This window comes from Vibrio crassostreae (genome assembly GCF_041439375.1).
In the GTDB taxonomy this organism is placed as follows: domain Bacteria; phylum Pseudomonadota; class Gammaproteobacteria; order Enterobacterales; family Vibrionaceae; genus Vibrio; species Vibrio crassostreae_D.
Genome location: NZ_JBGONY010000006.1, coordinates 1 through 20,467, shown reverse-complemented (window position 1 = coordinate 20,467; position 20,467 = coordinate 1). Strand labels below are relative to the sequence as shown.

Sequence of the window (20,467 nt, the reverse complement as noted above, 5' to 3'; positions counted from 1 at the left end):
CAAATGACAGCAAGTGAATAACAGAAAAAGGCGCCTCAATAGGCGCCTTTTTATTATCTCATTTACACAAGAATCTGTATTTGTACAGACAAATAGGCACTTAGCCTACAGTAGGCCAAATACTCTTAATTCTTTGATTGCTTTCTATTCTTTCAGCAACGATGGCCTCACGACACAATCATGACTGTCTTCAGCCAGCATCAGTAACTCTTCTACGCTCATCTTACCGAGTAAGTCACTGCCAAGAAACGCCGCATAGCTTTCCACTGATGCCAATCGGTCGATCACGAAGCTTGGTAAGGTCTGGTTAAATTCAATGCGATCAAATTCACCACCAGCGCACGTCTTAAAAGAGCTGCCATCCCAGTAACCCTGAACCAGTCTGAGCCCTTCGTCATTCTGCTTCATCGTAGTCTCTAGAACCGACTTAGCTTCTTTCTGGTAGTTTTCGAGTTGCTTAGCTTGGATAGGTAAGATTTTGCTATCAATACGATACTGTTGATACACAGCTTCGCCTGACTTATTGAAACGCACATGGACACGATAAGGAACCAGCTCATTCGAAGAGTTACGCTGCTCGCCTTCACGAATGAATTCTCGCAGCACGCCTTCTGACCAAGCATAATCAGTTTGGTACCAGCCGTAATCGCCGACAGTGACGTAGTCAGCTGAAGTATGAGGTTGTGTTAGCTTGTTTGTAACCCAGTAGAAACTTGTCGCGTCGCCCATGACTTGGCCGCCGGTATGAGTTTCAAATTGCTCTAGGTTTTTGCGAGGGCTTGTTGAAGAACAGCCAATAAGAAATGTAGATAATAGTGAAACGAGAAGAAATGCTTTTTTCATAAAAACCTGTACCGAGGTGGAATACGACTACCTCGGTACAGTTTAGATTATTTCACTGAATCTTTCAGCGCTTTACCTGCAACAAATGCTGGAACATTTGCAGCAGCGATTTGGATCTCATCACCAGTTTTTGGGTTACGACCAGTGCGAGCTGCACGGTGGTTTACTTTAAAAGTACCAAAACCAATTAGCTGAACTTGATCGCCATCTTTAAGAGCATCTGTAACACCGCCAAGAGTCGCTTCTAGAGCAGCTTTAGCTTGTGCTTTAGAAAGGTCCGCTTTTTCAGCAATAAAGTCGATTAATTGAGTCTTGTTCATTTTAGGTTTCCCTTCTTTGTATTTTTGAATTCAATTCACTCTAAAACATAAATGCCCCATCTGGCAAAGGTTTGTCGTCGATCTTTAGCTCTAATGCCGTAGTTTTAGCCATAATATGAGTAATAACTCACAATTTGTTACTGATTTTATTAAGCAAGCCCTTGTTTAAAAGGGGCTGAGAGCAAAATTAATGATGACCTAGCCACTACTTTTTCACTATAATCCACGCTGAATCGCTGCTAAAGCGTACAATTTAATTTAAGGGCAAACATGCTGCTGCTATCTATTTACGTCTCCATTGCTATTGGAGTTTCTTTCATTTGTTCTGTTTTGGAAGCTGTACTTTTGAGTATTAGTCCGAGCTACATTGCTCAACTAAAACAAAATGGGCACCCTGCAGCAGAGTCTTTAGACAAACTGAAAACAGATATTGACCGCCCGCTTGCGTCAATTTTAACGCTCAACACCATCGCCCATACTATCGGTGCTGCGACAGCAGGTGCACAAGCGGCGGTGGTTTTTGGTAGCCAATGGCTAGGTGTATTCTCTGCCGTGCTAACTCTAGGTATTTTGGTACTGTCTGAGATTGTTCCCAAAACCATTGGTGCAACTTACTGGCGTCAACTTGCGCCAGCATCGGCGAGCGTGCTTCGTTGGATGGTGTTCTTCCTAACACCGTTTGTTTGGTTCTCTGAGCAGATCACTAAGCGCCTAGCTCGTGGTCACGAAGCACCAAAAATGCGTGATGAATTGTCTGCGATGGCGATTTTGGCAAAAGAGAGTGGTGAATTTGCAGAAGGCGAATCGAAAATCCTAAGCAACCTACTTGGCATTCAAGATGTACCTGTGACGCAAGTAATGACACCACGACCAGTAGTATTCCGTGTCGATGCTGAGATGAGTATCAATCAGTTCCTAGCGGATCATAAAGATACGCCATTCTCACGCCCGTTGGTTTACAGCGAGCAGAGTGACAACATCATCGGTTTTGTGCACCGCTTAGAGCTGTTTAGGCTTCAACAAGCTGGCAGCGGAGAGAAATCTCTAGGTGATGTGATGCGCCCTATTCATGTATTACTGAATAACTTGCCGTTACCAAAAGCGTTTGACCAAATGATGGCTCAACGTTTGCAGCTATCTCTCGTGGTTGATGAGTACGGCACAATCCAAGGCATCATTACCCTAGAAGACATTTTTGAACACCTTGTTGGCGAAGAGATCGTTGACGAAGCGGATAAGACGACCGACATGCAGGAACTGGCATTTCAGCGTTGGGAAAAGTGGAAAGAGACCCACGGTGTGATCGAAAACCGCGACGAAGAAGACGAGCTAGAGCAAGAAGTTTCAGCAGACAACGACTCTTCAGATGCAAAATCAACGAATGACGACGACGCATCAAAAGACAAAGTGCAGAACGAAGACAAAAAAGACGCTTAATCTCAATTTGATACCGTCAGATACCACAAAGGCTCCCTAGGGAGCCTTTGTTTTTATTCGTACCTTGGTGCAATTGCGAATTATAGCGCAACACCAATGTTACTGACTGGGTCTTCACGCAGTTCGTGGCGTAGGTCTTTGATCAACTCTAAGTCACGCTCAGTCGTTTCACGTAAAGGTCGGAAAATGGCCCACTGAACGTCCCACTCTTCACATACCGCTTCGTTTTCTTTCTGGTTTTCGTTCGTCACTTCTTCAGCGCCTTGAGCAAACTCAAGCTCAGCAACCGTCTTCACCGATTGTTGACTCACTTTAATTACCGCTTCCAACATATGTTCACGGTCAAGCAGGCCATGAATTAGCGTTGCTAGGCCTTGGCATGCGTCCATTGCTGGGTAAACACCATAAAAATCAAAATCATCACCGCTAGGGAATAGCTCTTCAACCTTCTCAAGTTGACGCTCAAAGTTCACCTTTGCTGTTTTAACCGTCAGGATTTCCCAAATGCTATCCAAAACATCACGATAGATTCGAGCTTCCGCAAATTCTGTATTCTCACAAAACATGGCATAGTTAGGGTACATACGCTCACATAGACACGCCATAAAGGTAATTTGTTGCCAAGGTTCTAACTTTTCAAGACGAACCTGCAGTGGATTCTGAAGCATAGTCACTCAATAATTGCAGAAAAAGACAGCGAAAGTGTACTTGATAAACCCTGGGGGGAAAAGGTAAGCCGATGAACAATTTCACGAATAAGCTCTATATTCTTACTGAGCATAACGATACCTATACGCAACTGATTCTAAACCAGGATTTACCCGACCTAGAAATCACTCAAAACCCCGAGTTAGCTGAAATTGTATTAGCCTCGCCTCCCCTGATAGCCGAGCGCCTTGGCGAGTTTAAAGAGCTAGACTGGGTACAGAGTACCTACGCTGGCATCAATAAACTCACTCAGCCAGACCTTCGTCAGGATTACACGCTGACCAACGTCAAAGGTATCTTTGGCCCGGCTATCGCGGAGTACGTTTTAGGTTACGCAATCAGCCACTGTAGACACTTTCCTCATTACCATCAGCATCAACAACAACGAAACTGGCAGCCACAGCTTTATACTAGCCTAACTGACAAAACTATGGTGATTTTAGGAACAGGTTCAATCGGCAGTCATTTAGCAAAAACCGCGGCCGCTTTTGGTATTCATACCATAGGTGTCAACCGTACGGGTATCCCATCCAAACAAGAAACCTTTAAAGAGACTTTCCACATCAATGAGATAGAGGCTGCCCTCAAGCAGGCCGATATTGTGGTCAACACCCTGCCATCAACTGCTGAAACCTATCAGTTGTTGAACCAAACCACGTTAGGCTACTGCTCTAATGTGTTGCTGTTTAATGTCGGTCGAGGAGAGAGCATCGACAATAAAGCCTTGTTGCTCGCCATAAAAAACAGATGGGTAGAACACGCATTTTTAGATGTGTTTGAAAGTGAACCCCTCTCGCAAGAACACCCTTTCTGGAAACTACCGCAAGTTACCATCACTCCGCACATCGCTGCACTCAGTGAGCCAAGACAAGTGGTCGAGATCTTCGCAGAGAATTACCAACAATGGCGAGATGGCTTTACACTTAATCATGTCATCGATTTTGATAAAGGTTACTGATGTCCTCTTCGTTACTTAAAGAGATTCGACAATGCCGAGCTTGTGAACCTCACCTATCACACGGTGCCAACCCAGTGATTCAAGCACACCCAAATGCGCGTTTGCTGATCATAGGTCAAGCGCCGGGTATCAAGGTGCATGAGTCGTCGATCCCTTGGAATGACGCCAGTGGCGAACGATTAAGAGACTGGTTAGGGATAGACAGCGATACTTTTTACGACGAGCATAAAGTCGCGATTGTGCCTATGGGGTTTTGTTATCCGGGAAAAGGAAAGAGTGGCGATCTGCCACCACGCAAAGAATGCGCAGAGCTCTGGCACAAAAAAGTACTGCAGTCATTGCCCAACATTCAAATGACACTATTGATTGGTCAATATGCGCAAAACTATTATTTAAAGGAAAGAACCACCAAAACGCTGACAGAAACAGTCAAAAACTGGCAGGCTTGGGCGCCTGAATTTTTGCCATTACCTCACCCTTCGCCACGCAATAATATCTGGCTAAAGAAGAACCCTTGGTTTGAAAGTGAAGTCATTCCCTATATCAGGAAAAACATCTCAGAGCATTTGGCCTACCATGATCCAAATGCCTAATTAACTGCACACAACAAGATTAAAGCGCGATCAAATACCAATTTCAGGCAATAAAAAAGCGCTGTTGGTTTCCCAACAGCGCTTTCAATCATCTTACTCAGAGTTACTTGTGGTAAGGCTTAGACAATTCGTGAACAGCGTCAACGAATACACCAGCGTTCTCTGGCGGTACATCTAAGTGGATACCGTGGCCTAGGTTAAATACATGACCTGTACCACCGTCGCCGAAGCCTTCTAGGATGCTGCCCACTTCTTCGCGAATACGTTCAGGCTGAGCGTAAAGCATTGAAGGATCCATGTTACCTTGCAGAGCAACTTTGTCGCCGATGCGAGCTTTTGCATCTGCGATGTTGATTGTCCAGTCTAGACCAACCGCATCACAACCTGTTGCTGCGATAGACTCAAGCCACATGCCACCGTTCTTAGTGAACAAAGTAACCGGTACACGACGACCTTCGTTTTCACGGATTAAGCCATCAACGATTTTGTGCATGTATTGCAGTGAGAATAGGTTGTAGTCACGAGGAGTCAGTACACCACCCCATGTATCAAATACCATTACTGATTGAGCACCCGCTTTAATTTGCGCGTTCAGGTATTCGATAACACTGTCAGCCAGCTTGTCTAGAAGCAGGTGCAGTGTTTGTGGTTCTGCGTACATCATCTTTTTGATCTTAGTGAATGCTTTAGAGCTCCCACCTTCAACCATGTATGTCGCTAGAGTCCATGGGCTACCAGAGAAACCAATCAGCGGCACTTCGCCTTTCAGGTCTTTACGGATCTGACGAACGGCATTCATTACGTATTGAAGCTCACCTTCTGGATCGGGTAAGCCAATCTTCTCTACGTCAGCTTTACACGTGATAGGACGCTCAAACTTAGGACCTTCACCTGTTTCAAAGTACAAACCTAAGCCCATTGCATCAGGGATAGTTAGGATGTCTGAGAACAAGATTGCCGCATCAAGCGGGAAACGACGTAAAGGTTGAAGTGTTACTTCTGATGCCAGTTCCGCGTTTTTGCACAAAGACATGAAATCGCCCGCTTCAGCGCGCGTTGCTTTGTACTCAGGAAGATAGCGGCCAGCTTGGCGCATCATCCATACCGGTGTGTAATCAACAGGCTGTTTTAAAAGTGCGCGTAAATAGCGATCGTTTTTTAATTCGGTCATTCCGTTAAATTCCAATTCAATCTTGTCTAGTTTTGATGGCAAGTATTCTAACACTGATTGAAGGGTAAAAGCTGTGTGCTTTGCAACCTAGATCAAGTTATTAACTTTTAAATCAATGCTTAATTTGCACCCAATTACGGGAGCATGTTAAAAATTTGTTCGCTAGCGAAAATTACAATTATAACATCTGAGTAGTCACTACTCAGCATCTCATAACGACATCTTACTTACCCCCTCCACTTGTGGAGGGTTTTTTTTAGCTTTTGACTACCCATAGGCTAAATACTATCACAGGCCAATTAGTGCTCTAGCATCTGCTCCGTCACACCATCTTTCATCACGTCATCAACTGTTTTCTCAATCAACTGTCTCGCAATGGTTCCAACAGGAGCAACATCAGGTAGGCCTGTTACGCCAAACCATTGAGCATCCGATAGCTCGCTGTAGTCAGGCTTAAGCGTACCACCAGCATAATCTGCAAGAAAGCCCATCATCATACTCGATGGAAACGCCCATGGCTGACTGCCAAAGTAACGAATGTTGTAGACATCGATACCCGTTTCTTCTTTGACTTCTCTTGCCACACACTGCTCTAAGGTTTCTCCGACCTCTAGGAAGCCCGCTATCACGGTATACATGCCTGTTTTATGTCTTGGGTGCTGCGCAAGCAATATCTTGTTGTGGTTTCGTACAGCGACAATGATGCACGGGAAGATACGAGGATAATGAAGCGTGCGGCAATCTCCACACTGCATCGCCACCTGGTTATGATTGAGGTGATTACGGCCGCCACATTGAGGGCAAAAGCGCATACTTTGAGTCATATGCCCATATTGGATGGCTTTGCTTGCAGTCAAGAAACTCGCTTCAGGCCAGTGCAGCAACTCTCTTAGGCTGACCATGCTCAACTTATTCTCCACATCACAATCGTTGAGCCAATACACCTTGCGACCTTGATGTTGACCAATACAGATTGCATGCTCAATACTCAGCCCTAGCTCTTCAGCAGAGCCAAACGGAAACTGATCATTATTAACCCAAATATCACTACCAGAAACGACGCACCAATAAGCTTGCTCTGTCATTTTTTTATCACTTTTTTTTAACATCCCTATGCCTCATTGCTTGCAGTTCGTTCATTTTACTGGCAATCTAATTTCATACTAGAGTTGTAGCAGAGAATATTTCAAGCTATTACTTTTAGTAGCTACCAATAAAACGGACCCTGCTTAGGCAATTACTTGATCACAAGGTTGTGATCAGATCATGAGGACATGGTCATGCTAAATAAATTCAAACAAATACAAGAACAATGGGGTGGCTCTAATGAGGTCATCGATCATTGGCTCGAAACTCGACAGTCTCTAATCGTTGAGTATTGTAAGCTTGCCGCTCTGCAGCCTTCATCGTCGAAAGCAACTGCAATCACCGAACTGCCTTCTCCAGAAGAGCTCCAAAAATTCAGCCAACACCTTGTTGATTACATCTCTGAAGGTCATTTCAAAATCTATGACATGGTGATGGATAAATGGCAGTCTACTGGCTTCAAAGCAACAGACGAAATCAACCAATCTTATAGTCATATCGTTCTTACCACAGATCCACTGCTCAACTTCACCGATAAATACGCTGCCATTGAAGCGACCGATACATTAGAAAGCTTTGATAGTGAGCTATCACTCGTTGGTGAGATTCTTGAGGCGAGATTTGCGGTTGAAGACCAACTGATACAACAAATTGCCGACAGCCTAGCGGTCCCACCAGGAGCGTAATGGCTTAACATCTTCTAAGCTTGCCTCTGTGCAAGCTTTTTGTTTTGTCTGTAGCGTTACCTAAAACATCCAACTCTTCTACCAGAGGTTATTGGTTCGTCCCTACTCTGATGTTTGGCGATAACCAGACTTAACACTTGTCACCAGTTTCACCCTCACGCTCTTCCTGCAAACACTCAAAACTACCTTCGAAAAAGTACTCGTGACTAAGTCCACCAGCCAAGCAATCAAGCAATCAAGCAATCAAGCAAACCTATCAGATTCTAATCTATAGGCCCTCGTTAAACACCAATACGCCAGATACAAAAAAGGCACCCAAAGGTGCCTTTTTCTTATCTCTTAGAGACTACTCGTAGAGCTTACTCTTCTGAAGAGAAACCAGCGTTTAGAAGTGCTGCTAGGTTGTCAGTAGCTTGTTCAGCTGAAGGACCTTCTTGCTCTTCTTCACGTTGCTTTTGACGCTCTTGGTGGTATGCGAAACCAGTACCAGCTGGGATCAGACGACCAACAATTACGTTCTCTTTCAGACCGCGAAGGTCATCACGCTTACCAGAAACCGCAGCTTCTGTTAGTACGCGAGTCGTTTCTTGGAACGATGCAGCTGAGATGAATGACTCAGTTGCAAGAGATGCTTTAGTAATACCTAGTAGATCACGTTCGAAACGTACTAGTTCTTTACCTTCAGCTTCTAGCTTACGGTTAGCAATCTTAACATTGTGGTACTCAACTTGTTCGCCAGGTAGGAACGGAGAGTCACCAGAATGAGTGATTGTACACTTACGTAGCATTTGACGAACGATAGTCTCGATGTGCTTATCGTTAATCTTTACGCCTTGTAAGCGGTAAACTTCTTGAACTTCGTTCGCGATGTACTGAGTTACTGCGTGGATACCACGTAGACGCAGGATATCGTGTGGAGTTTCAGGACCGTCGGCGATTACATCACCACGTTCAATCTTCTCACCTTCGAACACGTTCAATTGACGATGCTTAGGAATCATCTCTTCGTAAGCGTCACCGCCTTCACGAGTGATTACTAGACGACGCTTACCTTTCGTTTCTTTACCGAAAGACACAGTACCTGTGTGCTCAGCAAGGATCGCAGGCTCTTTAGGCTTACGAGCTTCGAATAGGTCAGCTACGCGTGGTAGACCACCGGTGATATCTTTGTTTCCGCTCGATTTTTGAGGGATACGAGATAGTGTGTCACCAATGCCAACTTCAGCGCCATCTTCAATGTTTACAATCGCTTTGCCAGGTAGGAAGTAGTGAGCTGGCATATCAGTACCAGGGATCATTACGTCGTTACCTTGCTCATCAACAAGTTTGATAGCTGGACGCATATCTTTACCTGCTGCTGGGCGAGCTGCTGCGTCTGTAACTTCACTTGAAGAAAGACCCGTTAGATCGTCAGTTTGACGAGAAACTGTAATACCATCGATCATATCTACGAATTGGATACGACCTGCCACTTCAGTGATGATTGGCATGGTATGCGCTTCCCAGTTAGCTACAACTTCACCAGCAGTAACTGCTGCGTTGTCGCCTTTGGTTAGCATCGAACCGTAAGGAAGTTTGTGCTTCTCTTTAGTACGGCCGAATTCATCAATAATCGTCATCTCAGATGCACGAGAAGTGATAACCAGTTTCTTATCTTTGTTAACTACGAACTTAGCATTGTGAAGTTTCACAGTACCAGTTGTCTTAGCTTGGATGCTGTTCTCTGCTGCTGCAGTAGATGCCGCACCACCGATGTGGAACGTACGCATCGTTAGCTGTGTACCCGGTTCACCGATAGATTGTGCAGCGATAACACCAACTGCTTCACCTTGGTTCACTAGGTGACCACGTGCTAGGTCACGACCGTAACACTGTGCACAACAACCGAAGTCTGCATCACAGGTAACAACAGAGCGCACTTTCATGCTATCTACTGAGTTGTCTTCCATGATTTGACACCACTTCTCATCAATCAGAGTATTACGTGGAATCAGTACATCTTCAGTACCAGGCTTAAGAACGTCTTCAGCTACTACACGACCTAGAGCAAGCTCAGAAAGTGCAACTTTAACGTCACCACCTTCGATGTGAGGCATCATGTCGATACCTTCATGCGTGCCACAGTCATGTTCGTGTACTACAACGTCTTGAGCAACGTCTACTAGACGACGAGTTAGGTAACCCGAGTTTGCTGTTTTCAGTGCTGTATCCGCAAGACCCTTACGAGCACCGTGCGTTGAGATAAAGTACTGAAGGACGTTTAGACCTTCTTTAAAGTTCGCGGTGATCGGCGTTTCGATGATTGAACCATCTGGACGCGCCATCAGACCACGCATACCTGCTAGCTGACGAATCTGAGCTGCAGAACCACGTGCGCCCGAGTCGGCCATCATGTAGATGCTGTTGAACGATTCTTGCTGTTCTTCTTCGCCGTCACGGTTGATAACTGTTTCAGAAGATAGGTTATCCATCATTGCTTTCGCAACGCGGTCATTCGTAGATGCCCAGATATCGATAACTTTGTTGTAGCGCTCACCCGCAGTAACAAGACCAGATTGGAATTGCTCTTGGATTTCGCGAACTTCTTCTTCAGCAGATTCAATTTCATCGTATTTCGCTTGAGGTACAACCATATCGTCGATACCTACAGAAACACCAGAAAGTGCAGCGTATGCAAAACCTGCGTACATGATTTGGTCAGCAAATACTACTGTATCTTTTAGACCAAGCTTACGGTAACACTCGTTAAGAAGAGTAGAGATCTGCTTCTTACCTAACTTTTGGTTAACGATGCTGTACGGTAGGCCAGCTGGAACGATTTGCCATAGCATTGCACGGCCGACAGTTGTATCAACCATCTTCGTTTCAGTAGTGCTGTTACCATCTTCGTCTACTACAGTCTCGGTGATACGTACTTTAACGCGAGCGTGTAGCTCAGCAGTCTTAGTACGGTATGCCTTTTCAGCCTCAGCAGGGCCAGCAAGGTACATACCTTCGCCTTTCACGTTGATCTTGTCACGTGTCATGTAGTAAAGACCCAATACAACGTCCTGAGAAGGTACGATGATCGGATCACCTGACGCTGGCGACAGAATGTTATTCGTCGACATCATCAGTGTACGTGCTTCAAGCTGTGCTTCTAGAGTTAGAGGCACGTGTACCGCCATTTGGTCACCATCGAAGTCGGCGTTGTATGCCGCACACACTAGTGGGTGAAGCTGAATCGCTTTACCTTCGATTAGTACTGGTTCAAACGCTTGGATACCTAGACGGTGAAGTGTAGGTGCACGGTTAAGCAGTACTGGGTGTTCGCGGATTACTTCGTCTAGGATATCCCAAACGATAGCTTCTTCGCGCTCTACCATCTTCTTAGCAGCTTTGATTGTCGTAGCCATGCCACGAGTTTCTAGCTTGCTGTAGATGAACGGCTTAAATAGCTCAAGTGCCATCTTCTTAGGAAGACCACACTGATGTAGACGAAGGTATGGACCTACTGTGATTACAGAACGGCCAGAGTAGTCTACACGTTTACCTAGAAGGTTCTGACGGAAACGACCCTGTTTACCCTTGATCATATCAGCAAGAGATTTCAGAGGACGCTTGTTCGAACCAGTGATAGCACGACCACGACGACCGTTATCTAGAAGTGCATCAACAGACTCTTGCAGCATACGTTTTTCGTTACGTACGATGATGTCCGGAGCAGCTAGCTCTAGAAGACGCTTCAAACGGTTGTTACGGTTGATCACACGACGGTAAAGGTCGTTCAGATCTGAAGTCGCAAAACGACCGCCATCTAGTGGTACTAGAGGACGTAGATCTGGCGGCAGAACCGGAAGTACAGTCAGAATCATCCATTGCGGATCGTTACCCGATGCAATGAACGCTTCAACTAGCTTCAGGCGCTTAGTAACTTTTTTACGCTTAGTTTCTGAGTTAGTTGTTTCTAACTCTTCGCGCATTTCTTCCACTTCTTGATGAAGGTCCATTGTTGCAAGCAGATCTTTGATCGCTTCAGCACCCATCTTAGCAGTGAATTCGTCACCCCACTCTTCTAGACGATCCAGATACTCTTCTTCAGTAAGCATCTGAGATTTTTCTAGATCAGTCATACCTGGTTCAGTTACTACGTACATCTCGAAGTAAAGAACACGTTCGATATCACGTAGAGGGATATCCATTAGTAGACCGATACGAGACGGTAGTGATTTTAGGAACCAGATGTGAGCAACTGGTGAAGCTAGCTCGATGTGGCCCATGCGGTCACGACGAACTTTAGTTTGTGTAACTTCAACGCCACACTTCTCACAGATAACACCACGGTGCTTCAGGCGCTTGTATTTGCCACAAAGACATTCGTAGTCTTTAACTGGACCAAAAATACGTGCACAGAACAGACCATCACGTTCAGGTTTGAACGTACGATAGTTAATTGTTTCCGGCTTTTTAACTTCACCAAAAGACCATGAACGGATCATGTCTGGTGAAGATAGACCGATTTTGATTGCATCAAATTCTTCGGTCTTATGCTGTGCTTTTAGAAAGTTTAATAAGTCTTTCACATTCAGCTCCTGTAAGGAGTTAAAGGAGCTCACTGCTGTAGCAAGCTCCCTTTTACCAAATAATCCTATCTTCTTTTAAAAAAGAGGAGGGATTACTCTTCGTCTTCTAGCTCGATGTTGATACCTAGCGAGCGAATCTCTTTCAACAGTACGTTGAACGACTCAGGCATACCAGGTTCCATGCTATGGTTACCGTCTACGATGTTCTTATACATCTTAGTACGGCCGTTAACGTCATCCGACTTAACTGTTAGCATTTCTTGTAGAGTATATGCAGCACCGTATGCTTCTAGTGCCCATACTTCCATCTCACCGAAACGCTGACCACCGAACTGAGCTTTACCACCAAGTGGTTGCTGAGTTACTAGGCTGTAAGAACCAGTTGAACGAGCGTGCATCTTGTCATCAACCAAGTGGTTCAGTTTCAGCATGTACATGTAACCAACAGTTACAGGACGCTCAAACGAATCACCAGTACGACCATCAAACAGTTTAAGCTGACCAGATTCTGGCAGATCACCCAGTTTAAGTAGTTCTTTGATTAGAGATTCAGAAGCACCGTCGAACACAGGAGTAGCAATCGGTAGACCGCCACGTAGGTTCTTGATCAGTGTACGAACTTGATCATCAGACAGTTCAGCAATATCAACTTTCTGACGAGTATCACCAAGATCGTAAACCTTCTGTAGGAACTCACGGAACTTATGCAGTTCTTGTTGTTCCTTAACCATTTGGTTGATCTTGTCACCGATACCTTTCGCAGCCAAACCTAAGTGAACTTCTAGGATCTGACCGATGTTCATACGCGATGGTACACCCAGCGGGTTAAGTACGATGTCTACAGGCTGACCTTTCTCATCGTATGGCATGTCTTCAACAGGGTTAATCTTAGAGATTACACCTTTGTTACCGTGACGACCGGCCATCTTATCACCAGGCTGGATACGACGTTTAACCGCTAGGTAAACTTTAACAATCTTAAGAACGCCAGGCGCTAGATCATCACCTTGAGTGATTTTACGACGCTTAGTTTCAAACTTCTTATCGAAGTCTGCTTTTAGCTCATCCCACTGCTCAGCAAGTTGCTCAAGCTGTGTTTGTAGCGCATCGTCTTCTAGAACTTGCTCTAGCCATTGCTTACGACCGATAGTATCAAGCTTAGCTTCAGAGTAACCACCAGACAGAAGTACAGCTTTAACACGGTTAAGAAGGCCACCCTCAAGAATTTGGAACTCTTCAGTTAGGTCTTTCTTAGCTTCTTTAAGCTGCATCTGTTCGATTTCAAGTGCACGCTTGTCTTTCTCTACGCCATCGCGAGTGAAGACTTGTACATCGATGATAGTACCCGAAACAGAGTTTGGTACACGTAGAGAAGTATCTTTAACATCAGATGCTTTCTCACCGAAGATAGCACGTAGTAGCTTCTCTTCAGGAGTCAGTTGAGTTTCACCTTTAGGGGTTACTTTACCAACTAGGATGTCGCCACCCTTAACTTCAGCACCAATGTAAACGATACCTGACTCGTCTAGTTTAGACAGAGCAGACTCACCTACGTTTGGAATATCAGCTGTGATCTCTTCAGAACCCAGCTTAGTATCACGAGCCACACAAGATAGTTCTTGGATGTGGATTGTCGTGAAACGGTCTTCTTGAACTACGCGCTCAGATACTAAGATCGAGTCTTCGAAGTTGTAACCGTTCCAAGGCATGAATGCGATACGCATGTTTTGGCCAAGAGCAAGTTCACCAAGGTCTGTTGAAGGACCATCAGCAAGAACATCACCGCGTGCAACTGGTTCACCTGGAAGTACAGTTGGACGTTGGTTAATACATGTGTTTTGGTTCGAACGCGTGTACTTAGTTAGGTTGTAGATATCGATACCAGCTTCGCCAGGTACCAATTCATCTTCGTTAACCTTAACTACGATACGAGAAGCGTCTACAGACTGAACTTGACCACCACGTTTAGCAACCGCTGTAACACCAGAGTCAACTGCGATGTTACGTTCGATACCCGTACCTACTAGAGGCTTATCAGCCTTAAGTGTTGGTACAGCTTGACGTTGCATGTTGGCACCCATCAATGCACGGTTCGCATCATCGTGTTCTAGGAACGGGATAAGCGAAGCAGCGATAGATACAACCTGGTTTGTCGCAACGTCCATGTAGTCAACGTGATCGCGTGGGTGAAGACCAGATTCACCTTTTTGACGAGCTGTGATTAGCTCATCTGCAAACGTACCTTCTTCAGTAAGAATGGTGTTTGCTTGCGCGATTACGAATTGACCTTCCTGGATTGCAGACAGGTAATCAACTTCTTCTGTTACTACACCATCAACTACACGACGGTACGGAGTTTCTAGGAAACCGTAATCGTTACAACGTGCAAACGCAGATAGCGAGTTAATTAGACCGATGTTTGGACCTTCAGGCGTTTCGATCGGACATAGACGACCGTAGTGAGTTACGTGAACGTCACGTACTTCGAAGCCTGCGCGCTCACGAGTAAGACCACCAGGACCTAAAGCAGAGATACGACGTTTGTGCGTAACTTCTGACAATGGGTTGTTTTGGTCCATGAACTGTGAAAGCTGTGAAGAGCCAAAGAATTCTTTAACTGCAGCAGAGATCGGCTTAGCGTTGATAAGATCTTGAGGCATGATTGCATCAAGGTCACCAAGGCTTAGGCGTTCTTTAACGGCACGTTCTACACGAACTAGACCAACACGGAATTGGTTTTCTGCCATTTCACCTACAGAACGGATACGACGGTTGCCAAGGTGGTCGATATCGTCCACTTCACCAATACCGTTACGGATACCAATCAGTTTCTTCATCACTTCGATGATGTCTGATTCATCCAGAGTACCGCGCTCTTCTTCTTCTTCACGCTCGATAGAGCTGTTGAACTTCATACGACCTACAGTTGATAGGTCGTAACGTTCTTCAGAGAAGAATAGGCTTTCGAATAGAGACTCTGCAGCTTCTTTCGTTGGTGGCTCGCCAGGACGCATCATGCGGTAGATTTCTACCAATGCAGAGATGCGATCTACTGTGCTATCTGCACGTAGAGTGTCTGACATGAATGGACCGTGATCTAGGTCATTCGTGAACAGAGTTTGTAGAGCCTTGTGGCCTGCTTGAGACAGGTTAGCAAGTGCTTCTAGGCTAATCTCTTGGTTCGCGCCAACGATGATCTCACCAGTTGCTTCATTGATGTAATCTTTAGATGCAACTTTACCAACGATGTACTCTACTGGTACTTCGATGTGCTCAACGCCATCTTTCTCAAGTTGACGGATATGGCGAGCAGTAACACGACGACCAGTCTCAACGTAAGTTTTGCCGTTTGCTTCGATGTCGAATGACGCAGTTTCACCACGTAGACGATCAGGAACCAACTCCATAAGAAGAGTTTGGTCTTTAACTTCGAAGTTCACTTTGTCGAAGAATAGATCAAGGATCTCTTCAGTCGATTTACCAAGTGCACGAAGAATAATCGATGCTGGTAGCTTACGACGACGGTCGATACGTACGAATAAGTTATCCTTAGGATCGAACTCAAAGTCTAACCATGAGCCACGATAAGGAATTACACGTGCGTTATAAAGAACTTTACCTGATGAGTGGGTCTTACCCTTATCACTGTCGAAGAACACGCCTGGGCTTCGGTGCAGCTGGGATACGATAACCCTCTCGGTACCATTAATTACGAAAGTACCATTGTCTGTCATAAGCGGAATTTCGCCCATGTAGACTTCTTGTTCTTTAATGTCTTTTACAGTACCTGCTGGTGCATCTCGATCAAAGATAACTAGACGTAGTTTTACGCGTAGTGGCTTTGAGTAAGTAACACCGCGGATTTGACATTCTTTAACGTCAAAAACTGGCTCACCAAGACGGTAGCTAACGTATTGCAGCTCAGAATTGCCGTTGTAGCTCTGAATTGGAAATACAGAACGGAAAGCAGCTTCAAGACCGTATTGACCTTCTGGATCCTGTTCGATGAATTTGTCGAAAGAATCAAGCTGGATCGATAACAGGTATGGAATGTCCAAAACTTGTGGACGAGTACCAAAATCCTTACGGATGCGCTTTTTCTCGGTATAAGAGTAAACCATGGGGTTCCTCAGCTCGCTGATAAGTGACCCAAACCACCCAAAACACTCTTCAGAGGGGGTGGTGACAAACAGCTGTTTAGTGGTAGTGAACAATCATTTCGAAAAAATGACTGTTTTTTTGCTCGGATTATGACGGTTAAACAGCGGAAATTTCGTCATAGCCCTACAGCGCAAAAAGGCCGGTGGTTAATAAACCACCAGCCATTAGCCTTGCGGCTATGAAATTAAGTAATAATTACTTGATTTCAACAGAAGCGCCAGCTTCTTCTAGCTGTGCTTTAAGAGCTTCAGCTTCAGCTTTGTCAACGCCTTCTTTAAGCGCTGCAGGAGCTGAGTCTACAAGACCTTTAGCTTCTTTAAGACCTAGGCCAGTTGCGCCACGTACAGCTTTGATAACTTGTACTTTGTTAGCGCCAGCAGCAGTTAGGATAACGTCGAATTCAGTTTGCTCAGCAGCAGCGTCGCCGCCAGCTGCGCCGCCAGCTACAACAGCAGCAGCTGCAGTAACGCCGAATTTCTCTTCCATAGCTTCGATAAGCTCAACAACTTGCATTACAGACATTTCTGCAACTGCGTCTAGGATTTGCTCGTTAGTAATAGACATAACAATTCTCTTTTAAGTCAACAATAAGTTTAAATAGCAACCAGTGAAAAGCAAGGCTTATGCCGCAGCTTCTTCTTTTTGGTCGCGAACAGCAGCGATAGTACGAACCAGCTTGCCAGCAGAAGCTTCTTTCATGCACATCATTAGGCGTGCGATAGCTTCGTCGTAAGTTGGTAGTGTCGCTAGTACTTCAGCATCAGTAACTGCGCCTTCAAATGCAGCAGCTTTGATCTCGAAATCTTTATTCTCTTTAGCGAAGTCTTTGAAAAGACGCGCTGCAGCACCTGGGTGCTCATTAGAGAATGCGATCAGAGTTGGACCAGTGAAAGTGTCTACTAGACACTCGTAGTCTGTACCCTGAACCGCACGGCGTGCTAGTGTGTTACGAACAACTTTCATGTAAACACCCGCTTCGCGAGCTTGTTTACGTAGAGAAGTCATTGCGCCAACTTCAACGCCACGAGAATCAGCTACAACTGCAGAAAGTGCACCACTGGCAGCTTCGTTGACTTCAGCAACAATTGCTTTTTTGTCTTGAAGATTTAAAGCCATTTGGATTAACCTCTGGTTGTGATTACAGCACTCAATACAAAATGTAATGAGCGTTTACGATGTTATTTAAAAATGAATAAATTCACTTCAAACCACAACATCGCCTACGTAGGTTTTATTAAGCTATCAATAATCTAATGAAAATCGACAGCGCCTACGGTCTTGGGATAGATGATTTCAAATTGCTTTAAAACCACCCAACCACAAATATTAGGCGCAGAAGTATACACTAAATCTGCGCCTAAGCAAATTAGTTTGCTTGAGTGTCAAGACTAGCTTGATCAACAGCAACACCAGCACCCATCGTAGTAGAGATGCTTACTTTCTTCAGGTAAGTACCCTTAGCTGAAGAAGGCTTAGCTTTCTTAAGAGCAACTAGAAGAGCTTCTAGGTTCTCTTGAAGCTGGTTAGCTTCGAAAGATGCTTTACCGATAGTAGTGTGGATGATGCCGTTCTTGTCGTTACGGTAACGAACCTGACCAGCTTTAGCGTTCTTAACCGCTTCAGCAACGTTAGGAGTTACAGTACCAACTTTAGGGTTTGGCATAAGGCCGCGTGGACCTAGGATTGTACCTAGTTGACCAACAACACGCATTGCATCTGGAGAAGCAACAACAACGTCGAAGTTCATTTCGCCTTTTTTCACTTGCTCAGCAAGATCTTCCATACCAACGATATCTGCGCCAGCTGCTTTAGCTGCTTCTGCGTTTGCACCTTGAGTGAACACAGCAACGCGGATGTCACGGCCAGTACCGTGAGGTAGCACAGTTGCGCCACGAACGTTTTGGTCAGATTTACGAGCATCGATGCCTAGGTTAACAGCAACATCTACAGACTCAACGAATTTAGCAGTCGCTAGTTCTTTAAGAAGAGCAACAGCTTCGTTGATTTCGTATTCTTTAGTCGCGTCAACTTTGTCGCGGATTACGCGCATACGCTTAGTAAGTTTAGCCATGATCTTATCCCTCTACCACTAGGCCCATTGAACGAGCAGTACCAGCAATAGAACGCTTCATTGCTTCGATGTCAGCACCAGTCATATCAGCAGCTTTAGTTTCTGCGATTTCCTGTACTTGAGCGTCAGTTACAGTACCAACTTTCTCAGTGTTTGGACGACCTGAACCAGACTTAACGCCAGCAGCTTTCTTAAGAAGAACAGCAGCAGGTGGAGTCTTAGTTACGAACGTGAAAGAACGGTCGTTGTAAACAGTAATAACTACTGGAGTAGGTAGACCTTTCTCAACAGATTCTGTTTTTGCGTTGAACGCTTTACAGAATTCCATGATGTTCACGCCGTGTTGACCTAGAGCAGGACCAACCGGTGGACTTGGGTTTGCCATACCAGCTGCAACTTGCAGTTTGATATAAGCTTCAACTTTCTTAGCCATGATATTTCCTAATATTTTGGGTACATGCGCTAGCCGTAAGGCGAGCTCCCCATAAATTCAATTAACTCTTTTTTACTTCCGCAGAAGCAAAAAGGCGCGAAATTATAATCATAATTCGCGCCTTTAACAACCCTAAAAAGGTGATTTTTTATACTCTTTTATTTTGAACAACTTATGAAGCATTTATCCACAGCTTGCTCAAATGTCAGAGTTTTAGTCCAGTTTTTCAACCTGACCAAATTCAAGCTCAACTGGTGTTGCACGACCAAAGATCGATACAGATACCTTAATGCGGCTTTTCTCGTAATCTACTTCTTCAACAGTACCGTTGAAGTCAGCAAATGGACCATCGTTCACACGAACCACTTCACCCGCTTCGAACATTGTCTTAGGACGTGGAGACTCGCTCGCTTTCTCTAGACGGTTCAAGATAGCATCAGCTTCTTTATCAGTGATTGGTGCAGGACGATCAGAGGTACCACCAATGAAGCCCATAACACGCGGAATGCTGCGTACTAAGTGCCATGATTCATCATTCATGATCATTTGAACTAATACGTAGCCAGGGAAGAATTTACGTTCACTTTTACGACGTTGGCCAGCACGCATTTCCACTACTTCTTCAGTAGGTACTAGCACATCGCCAAATAGTTCTTCCATGTTGTGCATTTTAATATGCTCGCGTAGCGACTGTGCAACACGACCTTCAAAGCCAGAAAAGGCTTGAACTACATACCAACGTTTTTTTGGAGCTTCACTCATGAATCAGAACCCTCTACACCCCAGTTGCTAGAGAAACTAGACGGACCATAATGCCGTCAATTCCCCAAAGCACTAGAGACATAACAATACATACAGCTAAAACGATCAATGTAGTTTGCATAGTTTCTTGGCGAGTAGGCCAAACAACTTTACGAATCTCCATACGAGATTCTTTTGCAAAATCGATCGCAGCTTTACCTTTAGTTGTTGTTGCTGCAACGCCTAGTGCGGCAGCAATCAGCACAACTACACCTGCAGCGCGAATTACAACAGACAATTCACCATACAGGTAATTACCCACAACAGCAGCAGCCAACAGAACAAAAGCGACAATCCACTTCATTGTATCTGCTGCACCTGAGCTATCAGGAGTTTCAGCGTTTGCTTTCATAAAACCAACCTGTGATAAGTCTTAAATATAGACGACAATAACCCCGCTGTTGCAGGGCACATTCCTTTGCGTTGCAAAACAACACATCTAACAGTCATTTTAGTCAAAAAGACCGTTTAATTCTTTGCTAAGAGCAAAAATCGATGTCAAAACATCCAACTCTTTTTTTAGCGCAGAAAAAGGGCATCAAATGATGCCCTTTTTACTAGTGGTTCGTCAAATCTTATGCAAAGATTTTAGCTACAACACCAGCACCAACTGTACGGCCACCTTCGCGGATTGCGA

17 protein-coding genes are annotated in these 20,467 nt (G+C 44.9%); 4 read left to right on the top strand and 13 right to left on the bottom strand.

Annotated features, from left to right (window positions below; genetic code table 11):
- Positions 1-144: 144 nt before the first annotated feature.
- Together ACED45_RS04400 and hupA are read right to left on the bottom strand one after the other, a co-directional pair.
- Positions 145-843 (bottom strand): DUF1481 domain-containing protein, encoded by a 699-nt coding sequence (locus ACED45_RS04400; RefSeq protein WP_017068859.1) that lies wholly within the window; start codon positions 841-843, stop codon positions 145-147.
- Between the two features lie 47 nt (positions 844-890).
- The gene (hupA, locus tag ACED45_RS04395; protein ID WP_004729753.1) at positions 891-1,163 is read right to left on the bottom strand and encodes a nucleoid-associated protein HU-alpha; all 273 of its coding nucleotides are present in this window, start codon (positions 1,161-1,163) and stop codon (positions 891-893) included.
- Between the two features lie 270 nt (positions 1,164-1,433).
- Here hupA and ACED45_RS04390 point away from each other — a divergent pair, with 270 nt between their 5' ends.
- Positions 1,434-2,600 (top strand): CNNM domain-containing protein, encoded by a 1,167-nt coding sequence (locus ACED45_RS04390; RefSeq protein WP_371713375.1) that lies wholly within the window; start codon positions 1,434-1,436, stop codon positions 2,598-2,600.
- A gap of 80 nt (positions 2,601-2,680) precedes the next feature.
- On the opposite strand, the gene ACED45_RS04385 is transcribed toward ACED45_RS04390, so the two are convergent.
- Positions 2,681-3,268, bottom strand: a complete 588-nt coding sequence (locus ACED45_RS04385) for a YjaG family protein (protein ID WP_017062699.1) — start codon at positions 3,266-3,268, stop codon at positions 2,681-2,683.
- Positions 3,269-3,339: 71 nt separating this feature from the next.
- Between ACED45_RS04385 and ACED45_RS04380 the strand changes: the two genes are divergently transcribed.
- Both ACED45_RS04380 and ACED45_RS04375 read left to right on the top strand, forming a co-directional pair.
- Positions 3,340-4,266, top strand: coding sequence for a D-2-hydroxyacid dehydrogenase (locus tag ACED45_RS04380; protein WP_055319891.1), 927 nt, complete (start codon positions 3,340-3,342; stop codon positions 4,264-4,266).
- Positions 4,266-4,859, top strand: coding sequence for a uracil-DNA glycosylase family protein (locus ACED45_RS04375; RefSeq protein ID WP_371713374.1), 594 nt, complete (start codon positions 4,266-4,268; stop codon positions 4,857-4,859). The genes ACED45_RS04380 and ACED45_RS04375 overlap by 1 nt, the downstream gene beginning before the upstream one ends.
- 103 nt (positions 4,860-4,962) lie before the next feature.
- Here the strand turns inward: ACED45_RS04375 and hemE are convergent, their stop codons facing one another.
- Both hemE and nudC read right to left on the bottom strand, forming a co-directional pair.
- Positions 4,963-6,030: a uroporphyrinogen decarboxylase gene (gene hemE / locus ACED45_RS04370; protein WP_017060530.1), complete on the bottom strand. Its 1,068-nt coding sequence runs from the start codon at positions 6,028-6,030 to the stop codon at positions 4,963-4,965.
- Between the two features lie 299 nt (positions 6,031-6,329).
- Positions 6,330-7,139 carry an NAD(+) diphosphatase gene (gene nudC, locus ACED45_RS04365; protein ID WP_371713373.1) on the bottom strand — a complete coding sequence of 270 codons (810 nt, stop codon included), beginning with the start codon at positions 7,137-7,139 and terminating at the stop codon, positions 6,330-6,332.
- A 165-nt stretch (positions 7,140-7,304) separates the two neighbouring features.
- Here nudC and rsd point away from each other — a divergent pair, with 165 nt between their 5' ends.
- Positions 7,305-7,802 (top strand): sigma D regulator, encoded by a 498-nt coding sequence (gene rsd, locus ACED45_RS04360; protein ID WP_371713372.1) that lies wholly within the window; start codon positions 7,305-7,307, stop codon positions 7,800-7,802.
- Between the two features lie 359 nt (positions 7,803-8,161).
- Here rsd and rpoC read toward each other — a convergent pair whose 3' ends face one another.
- The 8 genes from rpoC to secE form a co-directional block, all read right to left on the bottom strand.
- Positions 8,162-12,364 carry a DNA-directed RNA polymerase subunit beta' gene (gene rpoC / locus ACED45_RS04355; protein WP_017060527.1) on the bottom strand — a complete coding sequence of 1,401 codons (4,203 nt, stop codon included), beginning with the start codon at positions 12,362-12,364 and terminating at the stop codon, positions 8,162-8,164.
- Positions 12,365-12,456: 92 nt separating this feature from the next.
- The gene (gene rpoB / locus ACED45_RS04350; RefSeq protein ID WP_017060526.1) at positions 12,457-16,485 is read right to left on the bottom strand and encodes a DNA-directed RNA polymerase subunit beta; all 4,029 of its coding nucleotides are present in this window, start codon (positions 16,483-16,485) and stop codon (positions 12,457-12,459) included.
- A 235-nt stretch (positions 16,486-16,720) separates the two neighbouring features.
- Entirely contained in the window at positions 16,721-17,089 is a 369-nt protein-coding gene (gene rplL / locus ACED45_RS04345) for a 50S ribosomal protein L7/L12 (RefSeq protein ID WP_017631516.1), read from the bottom strand.
- 57 nt (positions 17,090-17,146) lie between these two features.
- Positions 17,147-17,641: a 50S ribosomal protein L10 gene (gene rplJ, locus ACED45_RS04340; protein ID WP_010435550.1), complete on the bottom strand. Its 495-nt coding sequence runs from the start codon at positions 17,639-17,641 to the stop codon at positions 17,147-17,149.
- Between the two features lie 250 nt (positions 17,642-17,891).
- Complete coding sequence (gene rplA / locus ACED45_RS04335) at positions 17,892-18,596, bottom strand: 50S ribosomal protein L1 (RefSeq protein ID WP_048659214.1); 705 nt, start codon at positions 18,594-18,596, stop codon at positions 17,892-17,894.
- Between the two features lie 4 nt (positions 18,597-18,600).
- Positions 18,601-19,029 carry a 50S ribosomal protein L11 gene (gene rplK / locus ACED45_RS04330; RefSeq protein ID WP_010435555.1) on the bottom strand — a complete coding sequence of 143 codons (429 nt, stop codon included), beginning with the start codon at positions 19,027-19,029 and terminating at the stop codon, positions 18,601-18,603.
- 213 nt (positions 19,030-19,242) lie between these two features.
- Positions 19,243-19,791, bottom strand: coding sequence for a transcription termination/antitermination protein NusG (gene nusG / locus ACED45_RS04325; RefSeq protein ID WP_010435556.1), 549 nt, complete (start codon positions 19,789-19,791; stop codon positions 19,243-19,245).
- 13 nt (positions 19,792-19,804) lie between these two features.
- The gene (secE, locus tag ACED45_RS04320) at positions 19,805-20,182 is read right to left on the bottom strand and encodes a preprotein translocase subunit SecE (RefSeq protein WP_010435558.1); all 378 of its coding nucleotides are present in this window, start codon (positions 20,180-20,182) and stop codon (positions 19,805-19,807) included.
- Positions 20,183-20,467: the final 285 nt, after the last annotated feature.